Origin of the sequence: Pantoea agglomerans (genome assembly GCF_020149765.1) — a bacterium.
GTDB classification, from domain to species: Bacteria; Pseudomonadota; Gammaproteobacteria; order Enterobacterales; family Enterobacteriaceae; genus Pantoea; species Pantoea alvi.
This window is the reverse complement of sequence record NZ_CP083809.1, coordinates 1514911-1539389: the sequence shown is the minus strand read 5'-3', so window position 1 is coordinate 1539389 and position 24479 is coordinate 1514911. Positions and strand designations below refer to the sequence as shown.

General features: G+C 63.4%; 19 protein-coding genes. 1 reads left to right on the top strand and 18 read right to left on the bottom strand.

What is annotated here, in order from left to right; all coding sequences use genetic code 11:
- Positions 1–111: 111 nt before the first annotated feature.
- The 17 genes from LB453_RS09860 to LB453_RS09780 form a co-directional block, all read right to left on the bottom strand.
- Positions 112–1890, bottom strand: coding sequence for a thiamine pyrophosphate-requiring protein (locus LB453_RS09860; RefSeq protein WP_103796868.1), 1779 nt, complete (start codon positions 1888–1890; stop codon positions 112–114).
- A 56-nt stretch (positions 1891–1946) separates the two neighbouring features.
- Complete coding sequence (locus LB453_RS09855; RefSeq protein WP_103796923.1) at positions 1947–3908, bottom strand: hydantoinase B/oxoprolinase family protein; 1962 nt, start codon at positions 3906–3908, stop codon at positions 1947–1949.
- 2 nt (positions 3909–3910) lie between these two features.
- Positions 3911–5962 (bottom strand): hydantoinase/oxoprolinase family protein, encoded by a 2052-nt coding sequence (locus tag LB453_RS09850; RefSeq protein ID WP_103796867.1) that lies wholly within the window; start codon positions 5960–5962, stop codon positions 3911–3913.
- A gap of 16 nt (positions 5963–5978) precedes the next feature.
- Positions 5979–6425 carry a GNAT family N-acetyltransferase gene (locus tag LB453_RS09845; protein ID WP_103796866.1) on the bottom strand — a complete coding sequence of 149 codons (447 nt, stop codon included), beginning with the start codon at positions 6423–6425 and terminating at the stop codon, positions 5979–5981.
- 409 nt (positions 6426–6834) lie between these two features.
- Complete coding sequence (locus tag LB453_RS09840) at positions 6835–7347, bottom strand: Lrp/AsnC family transcriptional regulator (RefSeq protein ID WP_033749932.1); 513 nt, start codon at positions 7345–7347, stop codon at positions 6835–6837.
- A gap of 141 nt (positions 7348–7488) precedes the next feature.
- Complete coding sequence (gene gabT, locus LB453_RS09835) at positions 7489–8805, bottom strand: 4-aminobutyrate--2-oxoglutarate transaminase (RefSeq protein WP_103796865.1); 1317 nt, start codon at positions 8803–8805, stop codon at positions 7489–7491.
- Between the two features lie 176 nt (positions 8806–8981).
- Positions 8982–9908: a 2-hydroxyacid dehydrogenase gene (locus LB453_RS09830; protein ID WP_103796864.1), complete on the bottom strand. Its 927-nt coding sequence runs from the start codon at positions 9906–9908 to the stop codon at positions 8982–8984.
- Complete coding sequence (locus LB453_RS09825) at positions 9908–10756, bottom strand: GNAT family N-acetyltransferase (RefSeq protein WP_103796863.1); 849 nt, start codon at positions 10754–10756, stop codon at positions 9908–9910. Before LB453_RS09825 ends, LB453_RS09830 begins: the two co-directional genes overlap by 1 nt.
- Positions 10757–10766: 10 nt before the next feature.
- The gene (locus LB453_RS09820) at positions 10767–12098 is read right to left on the bottom strand and encodes an NAD(P)/FAD-dependent oxidoreductase (protein ID WP_103796862.1); all 1332 of its coding nucleotides are present in this window, start codon (positions 12096–12098) and stop codon (positions 10767–10769) included.
- 116 nt (positions 12099–12214) lie between these two features.
- Positions 12215–13879 (bottom strand): ABC transporter ATP-binding protein, encoded by a 1665-nt coding sequence (locus LB453_RS09815; RefSeq protein ID WP_103796861.1) that lies wholly within the window; start codon positions 13877–13879, stop codon positions 12215–12217.
- Positions 13876–14724 (bottom strand): ABC transporter permease, encoded by an 849-nt coding sequence (locus LB453_RS09810; protein WP_103796860.1) that lies wholly within the window; start codon positions 14722–14724, stop codon positions 13876–13878. Before LB453_RS09810 ends, LB453_RS09815 begins: the two co-directional genes overlap by 4 nt.
- Positions 14721–15677, bottom strand: coding sequence for an ABC transporter permease (locus LB453_RS09805; RefSeq protein ID WP_224481709.1), 957 nt, complete (start codon positions 15675–15677; stop codon positions 14721–14723). Before LB453_RS09805 ends, LB453_RS09810 begins: the two co-directional genes overlap by 4 nt.
- A 24-nt stretch (positions 15678–15701) precedes the next feature.
- Positions 15702–17288 (bottom strand): ABC transporter substrate-binding protein, encoded by a 1587-nt coding sequence (locus tag LB453_RS09800; RefSeq protein ID WP_103796858.1) that lies wholly within the window; start codon positions 17286–17288, stop codon positions 15702–15704.
- A gap of 48 nt (positions 17289–17336) precedes the next feature.
- Entirely contained in the window at positions 17337–18614 is a 1278-nt protein-coding gene (locus LB453_RS09795; protein WP_103796857.1) for an NAD(P)/FAD-dependent oxidoreductase, read from the bottom strand.
- 10 nt (positions 18615–18624) lie between these two features.
- A complete protein-coding gene (locus LB453_RS09790; RefSeq protein WP_103796856.1) occupies positions 18625–19293 on the bottom strand; it encodes a haloacid dehalogenase type II in 669 nt (222 codons plus the stop codon).
- A gap of 28 nt (positions 19294–19321) precedes the next feature.
- Positions 19322–20791 (bottom strand): aldehyde dehydrogenase family protein, encoded by a 1470-nt coding sequence (locus tag LB453_RS09785; protein WP_103796855.1) that lies wholly within the window; start codon positions 20789–20791, stop codon positions 19322–19324.
- A gap of 374 nt (positions 20792–21165) precedes the next feature.
- The gene (locus LB453_RS09780) at positions 21166–22626 is read right to left on the bottom strand and encodes an NAD-dependent succinate-semialdehyde dehydrogenase (protein WP_103796854.1); all 1461 of its coding nucleotides are present in this window, start codon (positions 22624–22626) and stop codon (positions 21166–21168) included.
- 162 nt (positions 22627–22788) lie between these two features.
- Between LB453_RS09780 and LB453_RS09775 the strand changes: the two genes are divergently transcribed.
- Positions 22789–23454: an O-methyltransferase gene (locus LB453_RS09775; RefSeq protein ID WP_103796922.1), complete on the top strand. Its 666-nt coding sequence runs from the start codon at positions 22789–22791 to the stop codon at positions 23452–23454.
- Here the strand turns inward: LB453_RS09775 and cbl are convergent.
- Positions 23451–24410: an HTH-type transcriptional regulator Cbl gene (gene cbl, locus LB453_RS09770; protein WP_103796853.1), complete on the bottom strand. Its 960-nt coding sequence runs from the start codon at positions 24408–24410 to the stop codon at positions 23451–23453. The genes LB453_RS09775 and cbl overlap by 4 nt on opposite strands.
- Positions 24411–24479 lie beyond the last annotated feature (69 nt).

Sequence of the window (24479 nt, the reverse complement as noted above, 5' to 3'; positions counted from 1 at the left end):
TCCTGAACGAGAGTGATGGCGAATCGCCTGAACCCCGACGCGAACGGCCTGGGGAAAGAGAGAGGATAAGAGTAGCGGCCCGCAGCCGGGCCGCTTAACCCTTCGTGCCTGTTACTTTTTGTGCAGCAGCTGGCTGGCGGTGTCGCTGATAATCTGCGCCGCGCCGCGATCGCCCTTCGCCATTGAGCTCATAAAGGCTTTTGCCTGTTTAAAGGTGATATGCGGCGGCAGCGGCGCCACTTCCGGGTCGGTTTTCACCTCCAGCACCACCGGACGATCGGCGCTCAGCGCGCGTCGCCAGGCCTCCTCCAGCTCATCCGGGTTGTCAACAAAGATGCCCTGCAGGCCAAGCGACTCGGCAAACTGGGCGTAGCGCACGTCCGGCAGCTGCTGCGTCGCCTCAAAGCGTGCATTGCCTTCCATGACGCGCTGCTCCCAGGTAACCTGGTTAAGATCCTGGTTGTTGAAGACGCAGACGATAAGGCGCGGATCGCTCCACTGCTGCCAGTATTTCTGAATGGTGATCAGCTCCGCCATATTATTCATCTGCATCGCGCCGTCGCCGACCAGCGCCACCACCGGCCTGTCGGGATGGGCGAACTTGGCGGCGGTAGCGTACGGCACCGCCGCACCCATGCAGGCGAGCCCGCCCGACAGCGTGGCGCGCTGCCCCTGCTTGACGCGGTAGTCGCGCGCGAACCAGTTGGCGCAGGAGCCGGAGTCAGAGGTGACGATGGCGTTGTCGGGCAGCTGCGGCGACATCTCCCACACTACGCGCTGCGGGTTAACCGGGTTGGCGGGCGCATGGGCGCGATCTTCCATGACCTTCCACCAGTCGCGTACCTGCACGGCGATCTCCTCCTGCCAGCTGCGGTCCTCTTTGTGCTCCAGCAGCGGCAGCAGCGCGCGCAGGGTTTCCGCCGCGTCGCCGTGCAGGTTCACTTCGCAGGGGTAACGCAGGCCGAGCATCGCCGGGTCGATATCGATCTGCACCGCGCGCGCCTTGCCCTCTTTCGGCAGGAACTCGGTCCAGGGGAAGCCGCTGCCGATCATCAGCAGCGTGTCGCAGTTCTGCATCAGCTCCCACGAGGGTTTGGTGCCGAGCAGGCCGATAGAGCCGGTAACGAACGGCGCGTCGTCCGGCAGCACATCTTTACCCAGCAGCGCTTTGGCGACGCCCGCCGCCAGCACGTTGGCGGTCTGCACCACTTCCACCGCCGCGCCACGCGCGCCTGCGCCGATCAGAATAGCGACCTTTTTACCGGCGTTCAGCACCTCAGCGGCGCGCTGCAAATCCGCCTCGTAAGGCACCACTTTAGGACGCTGATAGCCGGGGCCGGAGTGGGTAAAGCCGTGCAGATGCTTTGGCGCTTCCCAGGGTTCGTCCTGAATATCTTTCGGCACAATCACTACCGCCACGCCATTTTGCGCTTTGGCGATGCGCACGCCGCGGTCAATCAGATGGCGCACCTGCGCCGGCGCGGCCGCCTCCTGCACGAAGTTAGCCACATCGGCAAACACGCGATCGAGGTTCATCTCCTGCTGGTAGCTGGCGCCGCGCGCCGTCACTTCCGCCTGACCGGCAATCGCCAGCACCGGCGCGTGATCCATTTTGGCGTCGTAGAGGCCGGTCAGCAGATGGGTCGCGCCCGGGCCGCCGGTGGAGAGGCAGACCCCCAGCTCGCCGGTGAACTTGGCGTGACCAGCCGCCATAAAGGCGGCCATCTCTTCGTGCCGCACCTGAATAAACTCAATGCCGTCGCCCTTTTCATTGGCGCGCTGGATGGCGCCGAGCACGCCGTTGATGCCGTCGCCGGGGTAGCCGTAAATCCGCGTGACGCCCCAGGCCTTCAGCCGCTGCACAAAGAAATCGCTGGTTTTCATGCTCATCGTTGTCGCCTCCTTGAAAATCCGTGTCAGAGAGTAAGGGTAGACGACAATCTGGCTTATTCGCCTGCTAATGCGGGAAAGCGCAGCCGTAAGGCGCTGAATATTTGCGCCATATCCGCCGCTTCACCTGCCTGCTCGACGGCGCGAAACACCTGGGTTTTCAGAAAATGGCGCCAGCTTACCGGCGCGTCGGCGAGAAAGGCGGTGAGCAACCGGTAGCGTTCCGGCGTCCAGATCGCCTCAAACGCCTGGCGCGCCGTGCCGTGATGAAAATGCGCCCCGACCTGCTGCGGCATTGCGGCGCGCAGCCGCGCCGTTGCCGCCTCATCCACCTCGCCGTTGGCTATCGCCACCCCGTACTGCGCGCGCGCCGCCGCCGCGCTGAGAAAGCCGCAGCGCACATCCTGGAGCACCGCATTAACGTCGCGCTGCGACGGCAGGCCGTAGCCGCCCGCGCCCGGCCCGCGCACCTCTACCACATCCCCCGGCTGGCAGTGGATCACGTCGCGGTTGCCGTGCTCCAGCACCTTGCCGTCGCGCAGGGTGCGAAAGTAAGAGAGCGCACCCGCGCAGCCGCCCGCCGCCCCTGCCGAGGCGAACACCGATCGGTTGCGGTTGCGCGCGGTGACGGTGGTCTCCGGGGTAAAAATTTCAAACGCCATTTCGGTCGCCAGCCCGCCGCGATAGCGCCCGGCACCGGCGCTGTTGGCGGCGAGACCGTAGCGCAGGAAGCGAATCGGCACTTCCGCCTCGTTGATCTCAATCGGGGTGTTTTTCAGAAAGGCTGACAATCCGCCCGAACCGTCCGGTCCGTCGTGGCGCGGCGTACCGCCCGCGCCGCCGCCAACCGGCCCGAGCGAGGCCACCACGCTGCGGTTGCGCGCGTCCAGCGTGCGGATATTCATAATCGAGTTGCCGCCCGGCGAGTTAGCCGGCAGGCGCGTCGGCAGCGCCAGAGAGAAGACGCCGACGGTAGCGATTTGCGACAGCGCGCAGGTAAGGGAACGCATGCCGACGGCGGCGGGCGCTTCGCAGTTCATTACCGTGCCCGGCGGCAGGATCGCGCGCGTCGGGCGCAGCGTTCCGGCATTGAGCAGCAGATTGCGATCGAGCGTCGAGAGCACGTAAGTGACGCCAACCAGCGCCAGCGGATGGCGCTCGCGGCCGCCGGTCGGCATATTGAGCGACGAGGCGAGCTGCGGATCGCTGCCGGTATAGTCAAGCTCCAGCGTATCGCCGCGCACCCGCAGCGTAATGGCGATGCGACAGGGATAGCCCCCTTCGCCATCTTCATCGGCGTAGTCGGCGTAGACGTAGTCGCCGTCGGGAATGGTGCGGATCGCGGCGCGCGCCTGCTGTTCGGCGTAGTCGAGTATCCCCTCGATGCCCTGCAGGAAATCGGCCACGCCGAAGCGGGCGACAATCTCATGGATTTTGCGCTCGCCGATATTCACCGAGGCGATTTGCGCCTTAAAGTCGCCCCAGTTCTGCTCCGGCACCCGCACGTTCAGCCGCAGAATGCGCGCCACATCCTCGTTGAGCTCGCCGTTGCGCATGATCTTCAGCGGCGGGATGCGAATACCCTCCTGCACGATATCGGTCAGGGATCGCGACAGCGAGGCGGGCACCGCGCCGCCAATATCGGTGTTATGAATATGGCCGACCACAAAGCAGAGGATTTCACCGGCGTGAAACACCGGCTTCCAGATATGGATATCCGGCGAATGGGTGGCGACGTTGCCAGCGTAGGCGTCATTGGTGATGCAGATGTCCCCTTCGTCATAGCGATCGATCAGCGCCAGCACCGGCGCATAGTCGATGCCGCTGTACCAGGGGGCGCCGAAGCTGCGCGGCGAGGCAAACGCCAGCCCCTCGCGGCTGACGATCTGGCAGGAGAAATCCTCGGTCTCTTTGACGAAGGTGGAGTGCGCGGTGCGCATCAGGGTAAAGGCCATCGCGTCAGCCGCCGCCGCGCAGTAGTTGGCGAGAATTTGCAGGTTACGTCCGTCAATAGCCACGATCACTTCTCCTCGTTCAGCGGGGTAATTAACAGATTGCCGAAGCTGTCCACCTCAACCTGCATGCGCGGCGGTACGCAGGTGGTGCAGTCATCCTGCGCCACGATGACCGGGCCGCGCAGCCGATGGCCGGGGCGCAGCGTCGCGCGCAGCACCAGATCGACCTGATGAAAAGCGCCCTCTATCCACGCCTGAACCTGTTTCACCACCGCCACGGGCGCGGTGGCGGGCGCGAGGCGATTCAGCACCGGTTTCGGCGTGGGCGAGGTAATGACCAGCCGCAGATTGATAAGCTGCACCGGCGCGTCAGCGTCGCTGTGGCCAAAGAGCTGGTGATGCTGGCGATCGAAGGCCGCATGCAGCGCCGCCACGTCGGCGCTCATCAGCCACGCCGCCTCCAGCGGCACGTCAACTTCAAACGACTGGCCGCGATAGCGCATATCGGCGCTGAACTGCAGCCTGAACGGCATCGCCGCGCCGTGCTCCGCCGTCAGCCAGGCCTGCGCCCGCTGGCTCAGGCTCTCCGCTTCAGAGGCCAGCCGGTCCGCCAGCTGTGCGTTAAGATCGCCATAAAGCGTGCGGATAAAGTCGTTGCGGATATCCGCCACCAGCCCGCCCAGCGCCGAGAGCACGCCCGGCGTCGGCGGCACGATTACGCCTTTCATATTGAGTTCGCGCGCCAGAAAACAGCCCATCATCGGACCGGCACCGCCGAAGGCGAGAAACCAGAACTCGCGCGGATCGAGGCCGAAGCGCGACAGCAGGCCGCTGGTATCGCCGTACATGCTGGAGATCGCCAGTTCAATAGCGGCTTCAGCGGTCTGCTCTGGCGACACGCCAAGGCGATCGGCCAGCGGCTGCCAGGCGGCGCGGGCGGCGGCAACATCCACCTGCACGGCGTGGTAGCCGAGATCGCCGTGGCCGATCATGCCGCAGGCGGCAAAGGCGTCGGTGGCGGTCGGCTGAGTGCCGCCGCGCTGGAAACAGACAGGGCCGGGCAGCGAGCCGGCGCTGTCCGGCCCCATCTGCATCACCCCCTGCTCGTCGATCCACGCCAGCGACCCGCCCCCCTGCCCGACGGAGGTCACCGCCACCGAGGGGATATAAACGGGAAAGTCGCCGATGATCTCGCCGTTGCCCTGCGCCACCTCACCGTTAATAATCACCGCTACGTCGGCGCTGGTGCCGCCGATATCCAGGCTGAGGATGCGATCAAAGCCGCAGGCGCTGGCGAGATAGCTGGCGCCGATTACCCCGGAGGCGGTGCCGGAGAGCACCATCTGCACGCATTCGCGCTTCGCCTGCTCAACGCCCATTACGCCGCCGTTGGATTTGGTCATGCGCGGCGGCGTGGTGACGCCTTTATCACGCAGCGCGCCTTCAAACTTTTCCAGATAGTTGATGACCATTGGCTGCACGTAGGCGTTGATAGTGGCAGTAATGGTGCGCTCATATTCGCGGATAACGGGCCAGATGTCGGCCGAGCAGGAGGTCAGCAGCTCGGGCGCGACCTCCTCAACGATCGCCTTTACCGCCGCCTCATTGTGCCGGTTGCGGTAGCTGTGCAGCAGCGCCACCACGATGCCCTCACAGCCCGCCGCGCGTGCGCCCGCGATAGCCGCCAGCACGCTCTGGCGATCCACCGACTGCAGCACCTTGCCGTCGCGGTCGGTGCGCTCGCGGATAGCGAAGACGCGGTCGCGGCTAATCAGCGGCGTGGGCCGACGGGAAAAGAGATCGTGAATATGGGGAATTTTCAGCCGCGCCAGCTCCAGCACGTCGCAGAAGCCTTTGGTGGCAAACAGCGCCAGCCGCACGCCGCGCCGCTGGATCACCGCGTTGATGCCGACCGTGGTGCCGTGGGTAAAGTAGCCGATCTGGGCGGGATCGACGCCGTCGCGCGCGGCGAGCTGCGCCAGCCCGGTCAGGATTTCACTGCCGGGCGCATCGGGCCGCGACAGCACTTTCAGGGTATGGATCTGGTTGGTTTGCCGATCCAGCACGGCGAAATCGGTAAAGGATCCGCCAATGTCCACGCCAACGCGGTAACGCATCTGTGTCACTCCAGGGTCAGGAGAGAGGGAATTCCATCAGCTTGTGCGGCTCCTGCACCACGCGCCAGCCAAGCCGCTGATAGAGCTGATGAGCATCGTTTGTTGAAAGCATCCAGCGCCGCACCGTGGCAAGCTCCGGATGCTCGCGCACGCAGCCTGCCAGCCAGCTGCCCAGGCCATGCCCGCGCCACGCCTCGTCGATAATGACGTCGCACAGCCAGCCGAAGCGGGTGTAGTCGGTAATCAGCCGCGCAAAGCCGATCTGCGCATCAATGTGATAGAGCCCAAACGGCAGCGAGGCCGCCACGGCCCGCTCGGTGGTGGCGCGCGCCTGCCCTTTCGCCCAGTAGGATCGCTCGGCCAGCTGGAAGTGGACCCAGTCCATATCCAGCCGCGTCCGTTTGGTAGAAAGGGTAAAGTCGTCGCGCTGCCAGAGATGGTCGGCGATAATCAGTGCGGTCATAAATAACTCCTTGTGGCGGCATCGATTTATAGTAAGCGCGCCTCTTCAGCCGACGCGGCTGAAGAGGCGCGGCGAACCCGTTAAATGCGTTGAAAAAAGGGCGGAAAAGAAATGTTATGCTGTGTGAAAGGGGCTGGCTGCGGCCATAAAAAAGCCCCATAGCGGGGCGGAACAGGCGGATGATTTTTTAAAGCCGCAGGCAGAGGCAATCGCTCGTCCATAAGCCGCGATATCCGCGTGGTAAGCGTGCCCGTCTCTTCGCGCCGCGATGAAATGTCTGCTCTTCCCAATGACCGGTTAACTGCCTGACGGGTGGAACAGAACGTTTTTATCCTGCGCTGTTTTCACGCCCTTCCCTTGCTCGCCCGCGTTGATAAAGCAGACTGTAAAAGGCTCAGTGCGGCAGAAACTAGAGCGCGCCCAGCACGTCATTCTGCCGGGTAATCAGCGAGCGCAGCGGCACGCTGCTCTTCATTACCGGCGACTTAATCACGATATAGCTGAAGTATTTATCGATGCCGATCTGCGCATCCAGCATCTTCTCAATGACTTCCTGGTAGTGCTCAATGCTGCGGGTGATAAAGCGCAGCAGATAGTCGTAGCCGCCGGTAATCAGGTGGCACTCCATCAGCTCGTCGACATCGCGCAGCGCGCTCTCGAACTTCATAAAATCTTCGCGGCGATGGCCGGAGAGCGTCACTTCGGTAAAGACCGTGACCGAATCGGTTATTTTGGTGAGATTGATATGGGCTTCATAGCCGGTGATAAAGCCAGCCTGCTCAAGGCGCTTGACGCGCTGCAGGCAGGGGCTGGGCGAAAGTCCCACGGCATCGGCGAGATTAACGTTGCTGATACGGCCATCTTTTTGCAGTTGCACCAGGATGTTGATATCGATGCGGTCAAGTTTCATTAAGCCGTTCATACCACCCCTCATTGTTAACCAATTGTGCAGGACGTGCTGATGGTATAACACGCTTTGCGCCGCCAGCGCCAGCGTTAACGCGCGCGTTATCCATCAGGAAAAATTATAATTATTCCAGCAATATCAATGAGGAAGCGGGTTTCAGCCCAGCCGGCCTGTGGCGCGCGCCAGCGCAATATCGAAAATGTGCAGCGCCTCCTCCAGCTGTGAATCGGTCGTTACCAGCGGCGCCAGGAAGCGCACCACATTGCGCTGAACGCCGCACTTGATCAGCAGCAGTCCCTCCTGGCAGGCGCTGTCGAGGATCTTCTGCGTCAGCGCCGCGTCCGGCCTGCCGGTTTCAAAATCGAGGATCTCCACCGCCAGCATAAAGCCGAGGCCGCGCACGTCGCCGATGCAGGCATATTTCTCCGCCAGCAGCTGCAGCCGCGCCAGCAGCTGCTCGCCAAGCTGGTTAGCGCGCGCCAGCAGGTTGTCGTGCTCCAGCAAATCGAGCACCGCCAGCGCCGCCGCGCAGCCCAGCGCATTGCCGCCGTAGGTGCCGCCCAGCCCGCCGGGCGTCGGCGCGTCCATTATCGCCGCCTTGCCCACCACGCCAGAAATAGGCAAACCGCCGCCCAGGCTTTTCGCCACCGTGACCAGATCGGGTTTGATGTTGAAGTGCTGGAAGGCGAACATCTTGCCGGTACGGCCAAAGCCGCTCTGCACCTCATCGCAGATCAGCACGATGCCGTGCTGCTCGGTAATGCGGCGCAGCGCCTGCATAAACGCCGGGCCGGCCGGCAGGAAGCCGCCGTCGCCCTGCACCGGCTCGATAATGATCGCCGCCACGCGCTCTGGCGCGATCTGCACCGCAAAGAGCTGATCCAGCGCCTTCAGGCAGTCCACTTCGGTGACGCCATGCAGCGGATTGGGGAACGGCAGGCGGTAGATATCCGCCGGGAAAGGACCAAAATTCTGCTTATAGGGCTGGCTCATGCCGGTCAGCGTCACGCCCAGCAGCGTACGGCCGTGAAAGGCGCCGTCAAAGGCGATAACGCCAGAGCGGCTGGTATGCGAGCGGGCAATTTTAATGGCGTTCTCTACCGCTTCCGCGCCGCTGGTAAAGAAGACGCTTTTGTACGCTTCGCCGCCGCCCACCAGCCGGTTAAGACGCTGCGCCAGCTCGATATAGCCCGGATAGGCCACCACCTGAAAACAGGCGTGCGACACCAGGCCCAGCTGGCGCGTCACCGCATTCACCACCGCCGGATGATTGTGCCCGACGTTGAGCACGCCGATGCCGCCGACGAAGTCGAGATAGCGGTTCCCCTCGACGTCCCAGACTTCACTGCCTCTGGCGCGCTCAATCACCAGCGGATGGGCGGTCACCACGCCGCGCGGCACATTCTGCTCGCGCGCGTCCAGCAGCAAACTGTTGTCGGAATAGGTCTGTTGTTCGGCCATGACATTCTGCATTTTTATACCTCATCCACGTAACGTTCGGTTGGCTCAAGTATCGCAACCGGCGGGTTTCGCATGCTGCCGTTGTAGGGTGTGCGGCGGCATATCCTGTTAAAATCAGTGCCCTTTCAGCAGGGAAATTTCTTAACGCAGCGCACGCCACGCCCCAGAGGCCCGCAAGCCGAGGCGCATCAGTAGCCTCGCGCGCGGTCGATAAGGCCGACCATCGGCTCGCCGCGCTGGTAGCGACGCAGGTTTTCCAGCAGCGCGGCGACGGCGCTTTCGTTTTGCGTCTGGCTGGCGATATGCGGCGTCAGCCAGATAGCGGGATGACGCCAGAAAGGATGGGACGGCGGCAGCGGTTCAGGATCGGTCACGTCGATCACCGCTGCCGCGAGCTGGCCGCCGTCAAGCGCCGCCAGCAGATCCTGTGAGTTAAGCTGCGCGCCGCGTCCCGCCTGCACCAGCGCCGCTCCCGGCGGCAGCTGCGCAAACAGGTCGCGGTTAAGCAGGCCGCGCGTCTCTGCGGTCAGCGGCAGCAGACAGACCAGAATGTCGCTGCGCGCCAGAAAGGCGCCCATCTGCGCTGCGCCGTGAAAGCACTGCACGCCGTCGAGCTGGCGCGGCGTGCGGCTCCAGCCTGCGCAGTCAAAGCCGAGCGAGACCAGCTGGCGCAGCACCGCCTGCCCCAGCTCGCCCAGCCCCATTACGCCGACGCGGCGCGTCGCGGCGGGCCTGACGCTGTGCGCCTGCCACTGCGCGGCGCGCTGCTGTTGCAGGTAGCGCGGCATATCACGATGAATGCCGAGCACCGCAAAGGTAACGTACTCCACCATGCCCTGCGTCAGGCCCGGCTCAATCATGCGCACCACCGGCAGATCGGGCGGCAAGGCGGCAAGATCGAACTGATCCGCCCCCGCCCCCACCGACAGCAGCGCCTTCAGGTTGGGAAAGGTCTCTGTCAGCTTTTCCGGCGGCTGCCAGACGATCGCTATCTCAATCGCCTGCGGATCGCCGGTCTCCGGCCAGAGATGCAGCTGGACATCGGGCGCGTGCTGCGCCAGCCACTGCTGCCACAGCGCGCCGCGCTGGGGGTCCGATTTATAGAGGATCTGCATCAGGCCATCGCCTGCGTCATCAGGCCAAACGCCTGCATGCCGCCCGCTGGCACCGTCCAGGGCGTGCCGCGCACCATGGTGGTCGGGTTATCCACCTGCGCCAGCCCCAGCGTGGCGAGCCAGCCGGCCAGCGGCAGCGCGGCGTCGGTGTCGATACGCACAAATTCGCCGCGCAGCCCCTGCATCAGCGAGGCGACCAGCGCCTGTGCGGCCGGGAAATCCTGCGCGATGACCGGGCCGATCGCCCAGCCGTGGCCGAAGCGGCGCAGGCTGGCGAAGCCGTGAACCGTGCCGCGGGTATCCTCCAGCAGCACGGTCTGATGCTCGCTGACGATGTGCGCAATCAGCGGCGACCGCAGCATGCCGTGCGCCTGCTGGTCGAGCGCGGTCAGGGTCGCCACATCCTGCGCCTGCGCCCGGCGCAGCGTTACGCCCGCCGGCATCACTACCGGCGGCACCGCCGCCAGCGCCCGCGTCTGGTGCTGCAAAATCTCGCCGGTGGTGACAAAGCCGAGCTTTTCATACAGCCCCTTGCCCATCTCGGTGGCGTGCAGCCGCACGTTATAGTCAGGCACTTTCTCCAGCAGGGTCAGCATCAGCTGTTTGCCCAGGCCGCGCCCCTGCTGCTGGTTATTGACAATCACCAGCCCGATGGTGGCGGCGCGTTCGCCCCAGCGCCAGAGAACAGCGCTGCCGAGCAGTTTGCCCTGCTCCTCAATCACCACGCCTTCGCCCAGCGCCAGCGCCTGCTGCCAGTCTTCGCGGCGGTGCGGCCAGTTCAGCTGCTGCGTCATGGCGTAGCAGGATTCAATATCGTGCGCCTTCATGGCGCGAAAAATGGGGGTCATGCGTTGCTCCTTACATCATGCCAGGCGTTTCAAGTGCGCTGCCGTCAACCAGACGGCTATAGCGATAAGGTGTCGGGTCGACGATCGGCGCGTCGTCGGCGGCGAGATCGGCCGCCAGCCGCCCCGCGCCCGGCCCGATGCCGAAGCCGTGCGCGCTGTAGCCTGCCGACAGCACCAGGCCCGGCAGCTGCGCCACGGTGGAGATAACCGGGATCGCATCGGGGGTGCTGTCGATCATGCCGCCCCAGGCCTGCGCCAGCTTAAGGCCCGCCAGCGCCGGGTATTCGTTGCGCATCGCATCCAGCCCGGCCTGCACGGTCGCCGCGTCGGCAGCGGGATCGAGAATGCGCGCGCGCTCAAAAGGCGATTCACGGTCAAAGGCCCAGCCGCCGAGCGCTTCCGGGCCGTGGAAAAAAGGTTTCATGCCGAGGTTCAGGCGCAGATTTTTACGGCGGCTTTTGAAGGTGGGATAAAACTGACGCGCGTAGCGGATGCCCTGCGCGCCCGGCTCCAGTCGGCCGCGTCCGGAGACGGAGACGGTATAGCTGCCGTCGAGCTGCGGGCGGCAGGCAAAGCCTGGGGTATAGAGCGGCACCGCAATCGCCTGCGCAATGGGCCGGGTGCGAAACGCGGTGCCGATAACGTTGCCGATCGGCAGATCGATGCCGTGGCGGCGGCAGAACATCGAGGTCCACGCCCCCGCCGCGCAGATCACCCGGCTGGTTTTGATTAAGCCGCGCTCAGTCCAGACGCCGCTGACGCGACCGGCGGCAATATCCAGTCCGCGCACCGCGCACTGCTGAAACAGCCGCGCGCCAAGGCGCTGGGCGGCGATCGCCAGACCCGGCGCGGCCAGCCGCGGCTCGGCATGGCCGTCGTCAGGCGACGAAACGCCCCCGAGCCAGCGCGTGGTGCTGCCGGGCGTCATCGCCTTCGCCCGATGCGCCGTCAGGATCTCGCTCTGCACCCCATAATGCTTCGCCATGCGGTTCCAGCGCTCCCACGCGGCGATATCCGCCTCGCTGCGCGTCGCGTAGATCAGTCCGCTGCGGCGGAAGCCCAGCTCTTCGCCGGTCTCCTCACCCAGTTCGCCCCAGCGCTGCAGCGCGTGGATGATCAGCGGCAGCTCGCGCTCGTCGCGGTTCTGCTGGCGGCACCAGCCCCAGTTGCGGCTCGACTGTTCAGCGCCGACCAGTCCCTTCTCCAGCAGCGCCACCTTCAGTCCTTTTTTGGTCAGCTCCCAGGCGGCAGCGGCGCCAGCAATACCGGCGCCAATAATCACCACATCGACGGCGTCGGGAAAATCGGCGCTGTCCTGTACATAGCGGAGTGGAGCGGGCATAGCGTTGATACCTCTTTTTTTGCAGTGAAAAGCCAACCTTTCAGAGCGTTATCTGCGCAGCCAGATTGTTCACGGCCAGCGCACTGCCTGGGGACAGTATGGCAAGCAAGATAGCCCTATTCCGCCTTTAAAATCTCTTCGTGCTCATCCAGCCACCCCTGCCGCAGCTCCGGCACCGCGCGCTTCAGGCGCTCGAAATAGAGTTCGCTGGTCGGCTTGTCGTAATCTTCACGCGCCAGCTGGGTGACGATGCGCCCCGACTTCATCACCACGATGTTGTCGCACACCGCCCGCACCGCGTGCATATCGTGGCTGATAAACAGCACCGACAGCCCCAGCTCGCGCCGCAGCTCGCTGATAAGATCGAGCACCGCCGCGGCAACCACCGTGTCGAGCGCCGAGGTCACTTCATCGCACAGGATCAGATCGGGCTCTGCCGCCAGCGCGCGCGCCAGGTTGACGCGCTGCTTCTGCCCGCCCGAGAGCGCCCAGGGGCGCCGCCACAGCACGCTGCGCGGCAGCTTCACCAGATCGAGCAGCTGGTGCAGCCGCTGGGTCAGCGCCTGGCCGCGCAGGCCGTGGAACAGCGCCAGCGGCCGCGACAGGATGCGCTCAACGCTGTGCGCCGGATTAAGCGCGGTGTCCGCCATCTGAAACACATACTGAATGCGGCGCAGCTCGTTGTCAGGCCGCTTGTGCATATCCCCCGCGATATAGTGGCCGTTAAACAGCATATGGCCGTGGCTGGGGGCGTTAAGCCCGGCGATGGCGTGCGCCAGGGTTGTTTTACCCGATCCCGACTCGCCGATAATGCCGATCGCCTGCCCTTTCCACAGCCTGAGGTTGATATCCTGCAGAATGGGGATCTTCGGCTGGCCGTCACGGCCGCGCGGGCCGTAGCCGGCGCTGAGGTCGCGCACCTCCAGCAGCGGCTGCCGCTCGCCGCTCTCCCCGCGCCACGGGCTGGGACGCTCCTGCTGCCGCGCCGCGTCCATCAGCAGGCGGGTGTAGTCCGCCTGCGGCGCGCCAATCAGCCGTTCGGTAGTGCCGTACTCGGCGATCTGACCGCGCAGCAGCACCAGAATGCGGTCCGCCATCTGCGCCACCACCGCCAGATCGTGACTGACGTAGATGGCGGTGACGCCGCGCTGCGCCACGACGCGACGAAAGGCCTTCAGCACTTCCACCTGGGTGGTGACGTCGAGCGCGGTGGTTGGCTCGTCGAGGATCACCACGTCGGGATCGCCAATCAGCGCCATCGCGGTCATCAGACGCTGCAGCTGCCCGCCAGAGACCTGATGCGGCCAGCGGTCGCCAATGGTGTCGGGACTGGGCAGCGCCAGCTCGCGGAACAGCGCCACCGCCTTGGCTTTCGCCGCCTTGCGCGTCATGATGCCGTGGATCACCACCGGCTCGATCACCTGATCGATAATTTTCATGCCGGGGTTGAACGACGCCGCCGCGCTCTGGGCGATATAGGCGACTTTGTTACCGCGAAATTCGCGCAGCTGCTGCGAGCTGAGGCTGTTGACGTCAACGCCCGCCACGTGAATATTACCCTCGGCGATGCGGCAGCCGTGGCGCGCATAGCCCATCAGCGCCATCGCAATGGTGGTTTTTCCCGAGCCCGACTCGCCAATCAGGGCGAGCACTTCCCCTTTCTGCACGGTAAAGCGGATATCTGACACCAGATCGACGGCGTCGCCCTTGTCGCTTTGCGCCGTGACGCGCAGATTTTCCACCGAAATCACCGGCATTGCGGTATGCGGCATAACGTTCATACGCCCTCCTTCGCCAGCATCAGCGGGCGCATCTGTTGCAGGCTGTCGATAAACAGGTTGGCGCCGATAGTCAGGCTGGCGATGGCCAGCGCCGGCATCAGCACCGCTGGCGAGCCGTCAAACAGCCCCTGCATATTTTCGCGCACCAGCGTACCCCAGTCGGCATAGGGCGGCTGCACGCCGAGGCCGAGAAAGCTCAGGCCGCTCAGCAGCAGCACGATATAGACGAAGCGCAGGCCGAAGTCCGCCAGCATCGGATGAACCATATTGGGCAGGATGTCGTGAATAGCGATATACCAGCGGCTTTCGCCGCGCAGCCGCGAGGCGCGCACGTAATCCATATTGCGCAGGCTGCCCGCCATCGCAAACGCGATGCGGAACGCCCCCGGCCAGAAGGTAAAGATCGCCGTCACCAGCAGCATCGGCAGCGAGGAGCCAAACACCGCCACGATCATCAGCGACAGCACCTTGCCCGGCAGCACCAGCATGGCGTCGTTGATGCGGCCCAGCAGCTCCTCCAGCCAGCGGCCGGTCACCGCCGCCAGCAGCGCCAGCAGCGTGCCGACCAGGCTGGCCCCGATCGCTGCGCCCAGCGCCAGGCCGATAGAGAACTTCGCGCCGTAGAGAATGCGGCTAAGGATATCGCGCCCCAGCGCGTCGGTGCCGAGCCAGTTGTCGGCGGTAAATCCGCCGAACAGCGGGCCGCCGCCGATATCTTCGACGTTGTGCGGCGCCAGCTGGCTGCCAAAAATAGCCATCAGCAGCCAGAAAATCGACAGCGTCAACCCCAGCCGTCCTGAGACAGAGAGCGACTGAAAGAAACGAACCGGAAGTAAGGTATTCATGCGCTTCTCCATTTCGGGTTGAAGGCGATAGTCAGCACGTCGGCCAGCAGCAGCAGCACCAGATAGCAGCCCGCAAACAGCATCACGCAGAACTGCACCACCGGCAGATCGCGGTTGCTGACCGCATCCACCAGCTGGCTGGCGAGGCCGGGGTAGCTAAAGATGGTTTCGATAATGATCACGCCGCCGAACAGGTAGGCGAGGCTGAGCGAGATGGCGTTGGCAATCGGGCCGACCGCGTTAGGCAGAGCGTGGCGCAGCACGGCGCGCAGCGGTGAGACCCCCTTCAGCAGCGCCATCTCCAGGTAGGGGCTATCGAGCTGGTCAATAATGGCGGCGCGCGACATACGCGCCATCTGCGCCACCAGCACGCAGCAGAGCGTCAGCACCGGCAGCGCGTAGGCCTTCAGATAGCTGACCAGATCCATATTTGGCGAGCCGAAGGACATGGCCGACACCCAGTGCAGCTTCACGGCAAAGATCAGCACCGCCACCGTCGCCACCAGGAACTCCGGCACCGCCACCGTCGCCATGGTGGTAACCACCAGCAGGCGATCCAGCAGCGAACCGCGCGTCATGGCCGCCGTAATGCCAGTCAGCAGCGCCAGCGGCACGCAGATTAGCGTGGTGATCGCCGCCAGCTCAAAGGTGGCGGGAATGCGCTGCGCCATCAGCTGCATCACCGGCAGGTGGCTGGCGAACGAGGTGCCGAAGTCGCCCTGCAGCATGCCGCCCAGCCAGCTGAAGTAGCGCAGCAGCAGCGGCTGATCCAGCCCGAGCTGTGCGCGCAGCGCCGCCACCGTCTCCGGCGTGGCGTTTTGCCCCAGGATCATCTGCGCCGCGTCGCCCGGCAGCAGGCTGGTGATAAAGAACACCACCGCCGAGACGATAAGCAAGGTCAGGATGCCGGCGCCGGTGCGTCGGGCGATCAGGAACATCATGTATCGGTTCATCGGCGATCTCCAGCGTCGAAAGGGTTAAGCGGACAGCCAGGCAAATTCGTGGAAGCGGTAGCCCATCATCATGCCGGAGGGCCAGGCTTCAACGCCCTTCACCTTTTTGCTGTAGCCGTCGGTGGAGCTGATAAAGGTCGGGATAATGGTGCCGCAGTGGTCGTAGATTAGCTTCTGCATATCCCCGTACATCTGCTTGCGCTTCGCCTGCTCGCGCTCGCCGCGCGCCGCCACCACCAGCTGATCGAACTGGGCGTTTTTCCAGCCCGACTCGTTATTGGGCGCGCCGGAAAGGTAGAACTGCGAAAAGAGCATATCGAGCGTCGGGCGCGGGTTGATGGAGCCGTAGCCCACCGGATCTTTGGTCCAGTGCGTTGACCAGTAGCCGTCATAGGGCACGCGGCGCACCTTGATAGTGATGCCGGCATTGCGCGCCACCTGCTGGATCAGCTGGCCCCCCTCGACCGCGCCTTCGATATTGGGCGTGGTGACGATCTCCACCGTCGCCCCCTTCATGCCCGCCTTTTCGATGTGAAATTTCGCCTTTTCGACGTCGAGCGGGCGTGGCTTCAGTTCGGCGTTGTAGAGCGGATGCCACGGCGGCACCGGCGTATCGTTGCTGACGTCGCCGTAGCCCTGCAGCACGGTTTTCACCAGCATCTCGCGCGGCTGCAGGTATTTCATCGCCAGCACGAAATCTTCGTTGCTGCCGGGCTTGATATCGGTGCGCACAATCAGGTTGGTATACATGCCCGATTTGCTCTCCAGCACCCCGAAATCGCTGGTCGCCTTGATGCGCTTGCAGTCGCTGGCGCTCAGGGTCGAGACGATATGCAGATCGCCCGACATCAGCGCGTTGACGCGCGCCGCCTGGTCGGTGACGCCCAGCAGTTCTACCTCGTCGAGGTGCGGCAGGCCCGGCTTAAAGTAGTTGGGATTTTTGCTGCCCACCGTGCGCACGCCCGGGGTAAACTCCTTGCAGACGTAAGGCCCGGTGCCGATGCCTTTGTTGAACGCTTTGGTGCCGTCCTGCACGATCAAAAACGGCGGCGCGGCGAGGATATAGGGCAGATCGAAGTTTGCCTGGCTCAGCACCAGCTGTACTTCGTTATCATTGACGGCGCTAAGGGTTTTAAACTGCTCGGCAATTTTAAAGGCGTTTGAGGCGACCGCCGCGTCTTTATGGCGGCTGAGCGAATAGACCACATCTTTCGCGGTCAGCGGCTTGCCGTCGTGGAAGGTGACGCCGCTGCGCAGCTTAATCTGCCAGGTGACGCCGTCGCTGGAGTCAAGGGAGGCGGCCAGCGCGGGCAGCGCTTTCAGATCCTTATCCAGCTCGGTCAGGCCGTTGTAGAACATGTACTGACGGGTGTAATCGCCGCTGTTGTTGGCTTTGGCGGGGTCAAGGGTATCGGTGGCGGAGGCGTTAGACATCGCGGCGCGGATTTTGCCGCCTTTTACCGGCGTTTCCGCGGCGAAGCCCAGCTGCGGAAAACCGATAATGCCGCTGCTCATCACCGCCCCGGCGGAGAGCATTTTCATCAGGCCGCGGCGTGACAGCGTGCCTTCGGTCAGCATGCGCGTCAGCGCGTTATTATCATTTTTACTCATCTGCGTACCCTCAATAAGCGTTAAGGTTCAGCCCCTGGAATGCAAGCATCAAGAGAAACGATCTTTGGCTTTGTAATAGAGTCCGGCCAGCGGCAAAAACCACGGCTTGCCGTGATAGCCCGGCAGTGCGGGCCAGGCGTCGCGCTGCCAGGGATTGCGGTTGCTTTTTTCCGCGATGAGATCGGCCATTACCGCCCCCATCCACACCGACATCTGTGTGCCGTGACCGCTGTAGCCCATGGAGTAGAACAGGCCGTCATGCTCGCCCGCATGCGGCAGCCGATCGGCGGACATATCCACCATGCCGCCCCAGCAGTAGTCGATGCGCGCCTGCGCCAGCGGCGGAAAGAGGCTGGCCAGCGTGGCCTGTAGAATTTCACCGCTGCGTGAATCAGAGGTGGGATTGCTGACCGCGAAGCGCGCGCGGCCGCCGAACACCAGCCGACGGTCGGCGGTGGTGCGAAAGTAGTTGCCGAGGTTAAGTGAGGTGACGTAGGTGCGATCCTGCGGCAGCACCTGGCGGATTAACGCGTCGCCCAGCGGCTCCGTCACCACGATAAAGCTGCCCACCGGCACGATGCGCCGCTGGAACCAGCGAAAAGGGCCGACGTTGGAGCAGCCGGTCGCCATCAGCACCTTGTCGGCGAGGATCTCTCCTCTGGCGGTCTGCACGCGGTGGCGATAGCCGTCAAGGCGGGTCAGGCCGGTCACGGCGTGGTGCGGGAAAATCTTCGCCCCGCTGCGCGCCGCCGCTTCCGCCAGCCCAATGCCGAACTTGCCCATATGCATCTGGCCGCCGCGCTTTTGCAGCAGCCCGCCGTGAAAGGCGTCGCTGTTCACTTCGCGGCGGATCGCCGTCTGGTCGAGCAGCTCAATCTCCGGATCGACGGTGCGACGCATCAGCGCCCAGGCCTCGCGCAGCCCGGCGAAATGGGACGCCTTGCTGGCGAGCTTGAGCTTGCCGCACAGGCGGAAATCGCAGTCGATCCGCTCGTCGCGCACCAGCTGTTCGACGTAGCTTACCGCGTCGTCGTAGGCGCGGTAGAAGCGCGTGGCTTTCTCGATGCCCTGGCTCGCTACCAGCGAGGCGAAGTTCTGTGCCACCCCGGTATTGCAGTGGCCGCCGTTGCGCGCCGAGGCCTGGCTCATCATGCCGCCGCCCTCCAGCAGCACCACGTCAAGGCCGCTGCGCGCCAGGCTCAGCGCCGCCGAGACGCCGGTAAAGCCGCCGCCGATCACCACCACGTCGGCGTGCGACGGCAGTGCCCTTTCCGCCGCGCCGTGAAACGAGGGCGCGGTCGCCTGCCAGAACGATTCGAGTTTCATCGCGCGATCCTCAGAGTCCGACCAGGGCAGGCAGGCCGCCGATGTCAGGGATTTCGCTATAGCCGTAGTAGGGGTTTGCCGGCTCATGACCGCGATTAACCCAGGCTTTATGGGTGATGCCGAGATCGTGCGCCGTCATCAGGTCGTAGCGGAAGCTGGAGGAGACGTGCAGGATCTCGTCAGGCCGGCAGTTGAGCTTCTGCAGCATATACTCGAAGCCTTTCATCTGCGGTTTGTAGGCGCCCACCTCTTCGGCGGTAATCGCCAGGTGTATCGGCGCGCCCAGCCGCGGAATATGGTGCGGCAGCAGATCTTTCATCGAGTTGCTGAGCAGCACCAGCGGGAACTCGGTCGCCAGCTTCGCCAGCCCGGCCGGCACGTCGGGGTGCGGCCCCCAGGTGGCGCAGTCGGTGTAGATAAAGTCGCTGTCCGCCTTGTCCCACGCTACGCCCCACTTTTTGCAGGTGCGCTGTATCGCGTTGCTCACCACGTCGTAGTAAGGCTTCCAGGCACCCAGCACTTCATCCAGGCGGTAGCGGGAGAAATCGGTGGTGAAGGCCGCCATCTTATCGGCCGCCACGCGGTCATCAAAGCAGCGCGCCGCCGCGCCCGCCATATCGAAGTTAATCAGCGTGCCGTAACAGTCAAAGGTGATGTATTTCGGTTTAAACAGAGCCATGACGCGACCTCATCTCTATCATAAAAAGTTAAAAATCGATCAGTACGCTTTTCTGGCGCTGGCAGGCCTGAAATGCCTGCCGCCCCAGATCTTTGCCGATGCCGGAGCCGAGAAAGCCGCCGGTGGGAATGATGAAATCGCCAGAGCGGCCATAGCGGTTTACCCAGACCGTGCCCGCCTCGATGGCGCGTATGGCGCGCATGGCGCGCGGCAGGCTCAGGGTATGCACCCCCGCGCACAGGCCGTAAATCTCGTGCGCCGCCAGCTGCAGCCCCTCTTCTTCATCGTCGAAGGTCTGCACCGTCAGCACCGGACCGAAGATCTCCTGCTGCACCGCCGGGTTGTCCTGAGCGACGCCGCACAGCAGCGTCGGCTGCCAGAACCAGCCCTCGTCGGTGTCGGCGAAACGCTCACCGCCGACCAGCACCTCCGCGCCCTGCGCTTTCGCGGCGGCGATCACCGAGGCGACTTTATTCCCCTGGCGTTCGTCGATCAGCGGCGCGTAGCGGCTGTCGTCGCGCCAGGTGACGCCGGGGCGCACGCTGCTGCACAGGGTTGCGAGGCGATCGAGCAGCGGCGCGGCGATGGCGCGCTGCACAATCAGGCGAGTGCCCGCGACGCACGCCTGCCCGCCGTTAGCGGTAAAGCCGCGCAGGATGCGCTGCGCCAGCACTTCGATTTCGCCCGCGTCGTCAAACACCAGCTGCGGGCTTTTGCCGCCCAGCTCCAGCGTCACCGGCTTCATGCCGTGCTGCGCCACGTCGCTCATAATGCGCGCGCCGGTCAGGGTCGAGCCGGTAAAGGAGACCTTGCGCACCAGCGAATGCGTCACCAGCGCATGGCCGGTTACCGCCCCACTGCCCTGCACAATATTGAGCACCCCGGCCGGCAGGCCGGCCTGCACCGCCAGTTCCGCCATGCGCACCGTCGAGAACGGCGTCAGTTCAGAGGGTTTCAGCACCACCGCGTTGCCTGCCGCCAGCGCCGGCCCGCATTTCCACGAGGCCATCGACAGCGGAAAATTCCACGGCGTAATGGCGCCCACGACGCCATACGGCTCGGCGATCAGCATGCCAAGGCTGCTGTCGCGCGTCGGAAAGAGATCGCCGCTGTACTTGTCGGCGCACTCGGCGTAGAAGCGGATCGCCTCAGCGGTAAAGGGAATTTCATGCTGCACCACATCGCTGACGGGGCGCGTGGATCCCAGCGCCTCCAGCTGCGCCAGCAGGCTGTCCTGCTCGATCAGATCGGCCCAGCGGCGCAGCACCCGGCCCCGCTCGCGCGGTGCGCAGCCTGACCAGCCGCTGGTTTTCAGCGCCTGGTGCGCCGCCTGCACCGCACGGTCAACGTCGGCGGCGTCAGCCTCATGCAGCGTGGCGTAGACTCTGCCGTCCGAGGGACGTTTCACCGCAAACGCCGTCCCCTGGGTCTGAATGTGATGGCCGTCAATATAGTGGCCGACAGGAAGCGGAACTTTTTCAGGGTCGAAACTTAACATGGATAAATCCTTATTTGTTGCACCCGTCAACCGTCAGGGAATTAGCGCACTGGCAGCGCTTATATTCAGCGAGAATAAGCTCATGAAAACTGGTAATGCAGAAAGTATGCCAGTCAGCTAAAAAATAAAAATGCGTTTAAAACAGCGCAAAAAAATTTTCTGCCGTATTGAAAGCGGAAATTTTGCGTAATTGCCGAACCAATAAACAGATGATTTGGCTCACAAAATTCATGCATTGCCGTGGTGCATCGCGCATGAAACTTGCACTAAAATGGCAAACGGCGAGAAAAAGCCGACGCAGCGCACAAAATAAAAAAAGCGTTTGCCGCAGATGCGACAAACGCTTGCAATAGAGAATGATAAACAGAGAAGAATTAATTCAGGCTGCCAATATGAAACGCTTTCTGTTCCAGATATTCTTCGATGCCGTAGCGCGACCCTTCCCGGCCTATTCCTGATAATTTTACGCCGCCGAACGGCGCCACTTCTAATGAGATTGCGCCGGTATTAAAGCCGACCATGCCAAATTCCAGCGATTCCGCCACGCGCCAGGCGCGACGAATATTTTCGGTGAAAAAATAGGCTCCCAGGCCAAAGGGCGTATCGTTGGCCATCGCAATCGCCTCTTCTTCCTTATCAAAGATAAACAGCGGCGCGACCGGCCCAAAGGTCTCTTCATGGGCGATACGCATCTGCGTCGTGACCTTGCCAAGCACCGTCGGCTGCACCCAGGTGCCGTTGCCGTGGCTGGCGCCGCCGGTCAGCAGCTCCGCGCCCTGGCGCAGCGCATCCTCAATATGGCCGTTAACTTTCTCTACCGCCCGGTCGTTGATCAGCGGACCGATCGTGCTGCCGACCGCAAAGCCGTCGCCCACCTTCAGCGTGGCAACCGCTTCAAGCAGCTTCGCCGCGAAGCGCGGATAGATGCCGCGCTGCACCAGAATACGGTTGGCGCAGACGCAGGTCTGTCCGGCGTTGCGGAATTTGCTGACCATCACGCCCGCCACTGCGATATCGATATCGGCATCGTCGAAAACAATAAAAGGGGCATTGCCGCCCAGCTCCAGGCTCAGCCGCTTTACGCTGTCGGCGCTCTGCTGCATCAGCAGCTGACCAATGCGCGTCGAGCCGGTGAACGAGATCTTGCGTACCAGGGGGCTGCCGGTGAGCGCCGCGCCGATCTCTGCTGGCAGGCCGGTCACCACCTGCAGTACGCCAGCCGGGAAGCCGGCGCGCTCCGCCAGCACCGCCAGCGCCAGCGCCGACAGCGGCGTCAGCTCCGACGGCTTCACGATAATCGGGCAGCCTGCCGCCAGCGCGGGAGCGACTTTACGGGTGATCATGGCGATGGGGAAGTTCCACGGCGTGATGGCTGCCGCCACGCCGACCGGCTGTTTCAGCACCAGGATACGGCGATCCTCACTCGGCGCCGGGATGGTATCGCCGTAGATGCGGCGCGCCTCCTCGGCGAACCATTTCACAAAGCTGGCGCCGTACAGCACCTCGCCTTTCGCCTCCGCCAGCGGCTTGCCCTGCTCGGCGGTCATAATGGTCGCCAGATCCTCGGCGTTATCGAGGATCAGCTGGTGCCACTTCTCCAGCAGCGCGGCGCGGCTGGCGTTGGGGGTTTTGCCCCAGGCGATGCGCACCGCGTCGGCGCAGGCGATGGCCGCTTCCGTCTCTGCACGGCCCAGCGCCGGAATGGTCGCCAGCGTTTCACGCGTGGCGGGATCGACCACCGGCAAGGTTTCGCCGTTGCGTGCATCCTGCCAGCGGCCGTCAAACAGCGCCTGCTGGCGCAGCAGACTGGAATCTTTTAGTTGAAGACGCGACATCTCACTCCCCTTTTTGCTCGGTTTGATTCCACTCTATCGCGTCGTCTCAGCGCAGGATGTTTTTCTTACCGGGCAGAAACCTTAAACAGCGAGTTTTGCGCGCGGAAAGAAAATTTTATGCCGCACGGCTGCTATGCTCAGTTTTTAAACAAGGAGATAACCATGAGCGATCATATGTGGCGAGCGGTGGATGATTACTTTATCCAGACGCTGGTCAAACCCGATGCGACGCTGGCGTCGGTGCTGGCACGTAACGCCGCCGCCGGTCTGCCGCCGATCGACGTAGCGGCCAACCAGGGCAAGCTGCTCTACCTGCTGGCGCGCATGATGAACGCCTCACGCATTCTGGAGATCGGCACTCTGGGCGGCTACAGCACGCTGTGGCTGGCGCGCGCCCTGCCGAAGAACGGCAAAATCGTGACGCTGGAGTTTTCGCCGCAGCATGCGCAGGTGGCGCGCGAGAATTTCGCCGAGGCGGGCGTAACCGATAAAGTTGAGCTTCTGGTGGGGCCGGCGCTGGAGAGCCTGCCGCAGCTGCAGGGGCCGTTCGATATGATCTTTATCGATGCGGACAAGCGCAATAATCCACACTACCTGCGCTGGGCGCTGCAGCTGGCGCGCGTCGGCAGCGTGATTATTGGCGATAACGTGGTGCGCAGCGGACGGATCGTCGATTCGCAGTCCGCAGATGAAAACGTACAGGGGCTACGGCAGTACCTGCGCGACGTCGGCGAGAGTCCGCACCTGACGGCTACCGCGCTGCAAACCGTCGGCAGCAAAGGCTGGGATGGCCTGCAGCTGGCCATCGTCGAGTCGCTGCCGGATTAGATCTGAAAGTCGATCGCCGGCTCTTCTACGCTTTGATAAGAGAGCGCCTGACGTTTGATCTCCTCCAGCGACAGGTTGGCGTTGCACAGCTCCATGAACTGCCACACATAGTTGCGCTGCAGCTGGCCGCGCTTCAGGCCAAGCCAGACGGTATTGGCGTCAAACAGATGGCGCGCGTCGATGCGCACCAGCGACTCTTCCGGCTGAATGTCGCACGCCTGATCGGCAAGGATGCCGACGCCGAGGCCCAGTTCGACATAGGTTTTCACCACGTCTGAATCCTGCGCGCTCAGCACGATATCCGGCTTGAGGCCAGCGGCCTGAAAGGCACGATCGACGCGCGAGCGCCCGGTAATGCCCTGGCGATAGGTTATCAGCGGATAGCGGCTCAGCGTGCCGAGCGAAACCGGCTGCTGCTGCACCAGTTCGTGATCGCTGGGTACCAGCAGCGCATGGTGCCAGCTGAACCAGGGAAAGGCCGCCAGGCTGGGATTGTTCACCAGCAGTTCGCTGGCGATACCAACGTCCGCTTCGCCTGCCAACAGCATGGCAACGATCTCCTGCGGCGATCCCTGGTTAAGCTCCAGACGCACGTTAGGATAGAGCTGACGAAACGCTTTGATGACCCGCGGCAGGCTGTAGCGCGCCTGAGTGTGGGTGGTGGCGATAGTGAGAATGCCGCTGGTTTCGTTGGTAAAGACATCCGCCAGGCGGCGTACTTTTCCCGCCTCGTCGAGGATGCGTTCGGCAATGGTCAGCAGCGCTTTACCCGGTTCCGTCATGCCCAGCAGGCGCTTGCCGCGGCGGATAAAAATCTCAACGCCCAGCTCATCTTCCAGATCGCGGATATGGCGGCTCACGCCTGACTGCGAGGTAAATAGCGTGTTTGCCACTTCCGTCAGATTGAACTCGCAGCGCGCAGCCTCACGGATGATTTTAAGTTGCTGGAAATTCACGATATTTACCTCCCTTTACGAAATTGTTAACTTCGATGGTAAGAAGGTTTATTGATATCAACAAATAAT